This window comes from Kineococcus glutinatus (genome assembly GCF_039542765.1).
Lineage (GTDB): Bacteria > Actinomycetota > Actinomycetes > Actinomycetales > Kineococcaceae > Kineococcus_A > Kineococcus_A glutinatus.
Window position 1 is genome coordinate 1 of record NZ_BAABIL010000575.1, and the last position, 3,549, is coordinate 3,549.

Below are 3,549 nucleotides of genomic sequence, written 5' to 3' on the forward strand. Positions count from 1 at the left end.
GCCGTCGAGACCGAGCCGGAGATCGGCGAGGACGACGTCCTGCTGCCCGTGGCGGGCATCCTCGACGTCCTCGACAACTACGCCTTCGTCCGGACCTCCGGATACCTGCCCGGCCCCAACGACGTGTACGTCTCCCTGGGCCAGGTCAAGAAGTACGGCCTGCGCAAGGGCGACGCCGTCACCGGCGCCGTGCGCCAGCCGCGCGAGGGCGAGCAGCAGAACCAGCGGGCGAAGTTCAACGCCCTCGTGCGCGTGGACACCGTCAACGGCGCCTCGCCCGAGGAGGGCCGCCGGCGTCCCGACTTCGGGAAGCTGACGCCGCTGTACCCGCAGGAGCGGCTGCGCCTGGAGACCGAGCACAACGTGCTCACCACCCGCATCATCGACCTCATGGCCCCCATCGGGAAGGGGCAGCGCGGGCTCATCGTGTCCCCGCCCAAGGCGGGCAAGACGATGGTGCTGCAGGCGATCGCCAACGCGATCACCACGAACAACCCGGAAGTCCACCTCATGGTCGTCCTCGTCGACGAGCGGCCGGAGGAGGTCACCGACATGCAGCGCACGGTGAAGGGCGAGGTCATCGCCTCGACCTTCGACCGTCCCGCCGACGACCACACCACCGTCGCCGAGCTGGCCATCGAGCGGGCCAAGCGGCTCGTGGAGCTCGGCAACGACGTCGTCGTCCTGCTGGACTCCATCACCCGCCTGGGCCGCGCCTACAACCTCGCCGCGCCGGCGAGCGGGCGCATCATGTCCGGCGGTGTGGACTCCAGCGCGCTGTACCCGCCCAAGCGCTTCTTCGGCGCCGCCCGCAACATCGAGAACGGCGGCTCGCTGACGATCCTGGCCACGGCCCTGGTGGACACCGGCTCCAAGGCGGACGAGGTCATCTTCGAGGAGTTCAAGGGCACCGGGAACATGGAGCTGCGCCTGTCGCGCCAGCTCGCGGACAAGCGGCTCTTCCCGGCCGTCGACGTGCCGGCGTCCGGCACGCGGCGCGAGGAGATCCTCATGAGCCGCGAGGAGCTGCAGATCGTCTGGAAGCTGCGCCGCGTGGTGACGGCCCTGGACCCCCAGCAGGCCCTGGAGCTCATGCTGGACCGGCTGAAGAAGACCCGGAACAACCTCGAGTTCCTGATGACGATCCAGAAGACGACGCCGTCGGTCGGCGGGAGCTCCGGCTCCGACGACTGACACGACCGGCGCGCCGTCGTGGCGCGGCGGCGGGGCCGGTGCGGGAAGAACCGCACCGGTCCCGCCGTTGTCAGGGGGGCGTGCCCGGCTGTGCCAGACTGGGGACGACGCCGGCTCCGGCTCACGCCCCCGCCGATCGGCACGGGCGACCCGGAGCACCAGCAGCGGAGGAGCAGACCATGAAGAGCGGGATCCACCCCGAGTACGTCGAGACCCAGGTGACCTGCACCTGCGGCAACTCGTTCACCACCCGCAGCACCTCGACCCGCGAGATCCGCGCGGACGTGTGCAGCGCCTGCCACCCGTTCTACACGGGCAAGCAGAAGATCCTGGACACCGGTGGCCGCGTGGCCCGCTTCCAGCAGCGCTACGGCAAGAAGGCCGCCACCAAGTAGTCGCTCCGGACGGCGCCGGTCCTCCCGCGGGGGAGGGCCGGCGCCGTCCGTCGTTCCCGGCGGGGTGCCCGCCGGTCGCGCACGTGCAGGTGTCGAGGAGGCGTGGGGTGTTCGAGTCGGTCCGCCCGCTGCTGGCGGAGCACGCGGAGCTGGAGCGGCAGCTGGCCGACCCGGCGGTGCACGCCGACCAGGCCAGGGCCCGGGTCCTGGGCCGCCGGTACGCGGAGCTGTCCGCCCTGGTGGAGGCGCACGCCGCGTGGCGGCGCGCCGGTGACGACGTGGAGGCGGCCCGCGAGCTCGCCGCCGTCGACGAGTCCTTCGCCGCCGAGCTGCCGGGCCTGCAGGCCGCCGCGACCGAGGCCGAGGAGGCGCTGCGCCGCAGGCTGCTGCCCCGCGACCCCGACGACGACCGCGACGTGATCCTGGAGATCAAGGCGGGGGAGGGCGGGGAGGAGTCCGCGCTCTTCGCCGGTGACCTGCTGCGGATGTACCTGCGCTACGCGGAGCGGCACGGCTGGCAGGCGGAGCTGCTGGACGCCACGGAGAGCGACCTCGGCGGGTACAAGGACGTCTCGGTGGCGGTCAAGGCGCGCTCCGGGGCCGGTGCGGGGGGCGTCTGGTCCCGGCTGAAGTACGAGGGCGGTGTGCACCGGGTGCAGCGGGTGCCCGTGACCGAGTCCGCCGGGCGCGTGCACACCTCCGCGGCGGGGGTGCTGGTGCTGCCGGAGGCGGAGGAGGTCGAGGTCCAGGTGGACCCGAACGACCTGCGGGTCGACGTCTTCCGCTCCTCCGGCCCGGGCGGGCAGAGCGTCAACACCACCGACTCCGCGGTGCGGATCACCCACCTGCCCACCGGCATCGTCGTGTCGTGCCAGAACGAGAAGTCGCAGCTGCAGAACCGCGAGCAGGCGCTGCGCATCCTGCGGGCCCGGCTGCACGCCGCGGCGCAGGAGGCGGCCGACGCGGAGGCCTCGCAGGCGCGGCGCTCGCAGGTGCGCACGGTGGACCGCTCCGAGCGCATCCGCACGTACAACTTCGGCGAGAACCGCATCGCCGACCACCGCACGGGTTACAAGGCGTACAACCTGGACCAGGTGCTGGCCGGTGACCTGGACCCGGTCATCCAGTCCTGCGTGGACGCCGACGAGGCCGCCCAGCTGGCCGTCACCCCCTGATCCGCCCTGCTGCTGGTCCGCCCTCATCTCCCGGGGCGGGGACGTCGCGCGCCCGACACGCCGGTGTCGCGTCGCAGGACGTCCCCGCCCCGGACTCTTTCTACGCTTCTGTTGCATCGACTACGTAAATCCGTACCATCGAGCCGTGGACGACGAGCGGCTCGACCTGCTGGAGAAGCGGCTGACGGCGCTGGAGGCGCGGCTGGCCGACACCCAGGCGCCCGCCACCGGTGACGAGTACTGGGCCCTGACGGAGCTGCGCCGCCGGGCCGAGGGCCGCTCCTGCGTGCTCTTCACCGGCGCGGTGCAGCTGCCCACCGGCGAGGCCTACCTGTGGCAGGAGACCGTCGCCACCGACGGCGTCCTCGACGGGGACCTCGCCGACGCCGCGCCGGCGCTGGCGGCCCTCGCGCACCCCGTGCGGTTGCGGCTGCTGGGCAAGGTCCTCGCCGGCCGGCGCACCGCCGCCGAGCTCGCCGACGGGCTCGGCACCACCGGTCAGCTCTACCACCACCTGCGCCAGCTCGTGGCGGCCGGCTGGCTGGAGGCCTCCGCCCGCGGCAGCTACGCCGTGCCGGGCCCGCGCGTCGTCCCGCTGCTCACCCTGCTCGCCACCGCCGGACTGAGGTGATCGTCGTGTCCGCTCCCAGCAGCACGCCCCGCAGCACCGACCCCACCAGCACCCACCCCACCCGCCGCGGCGGCGCGCGTCCGACCGCCGTCGCCCTGCCCCCGCCGACGCAGCGCGCCCTGGTGCTCGCCGTGCTCACCGGGCTCGTCGTCGC

General features: G+C 73.3%; 4 protein-coding genes. All 4 read left to right on the plus strand.

Annotated elements, in window-relative coordinates; translation table 11 throughout:
• The coding region (rho, locus tag ABEB16_RS18380) for a transcription termination factor Rho (RefSeq protein ID WP_345713662.1) at positions 1–1,194 on the plus strand (1,194 nt) is incomplete at its 5' end.
• Between the two features lie 179 nt (positions 1,195–1,373).
• A complete protein-coding gene (gene rpmE, locus ABEB16_RS18385) occupies positions 1,374–1,589 on the plus strand; it encodes a 50S ribosomal protein L31 (protein WP_345713663.1) in 216 nt (71 codons plus the stop codon).
• 107 nt (positions 1,590–1,696) lie between these two features.
• Positions 1,697–2,764, plus strand: coding sequence for a peptide chain release factor 1 (prfA, locus tag ABEB16_RS18390; RefSeq protein WP_345713664.1), 1,068 nt, complete (start codon positions 1,697–1,699; stop codon positions 2,762–2,764).
• Between the two features lie 145 nt (positions 2,765–2,909).
• The gene (locus ABEB16_RS18395) at positions 2,910–3,395 is read left to right on the plus strand and encodes a helix-turn-helix domain-containing protein (RefSeq protein WP_345713665.1); all 486 of its coding nucleotides are present in this window, start codon (positions 2,910–2,912) and stop codon (positions 3,393–3,395) included.
• Positions 3,396–3,549: the final 154 nt, after the last annotated feature.

Excerpts from the sequence above, each read along its gene's own strand:
- rpmE (WP_345713663.1), top strand. The coding sequence starts at position 1,374 with ATGAAGAGCGGGATCCACCCCGAGTACGTCGAGACCCAGGTGACCTGC.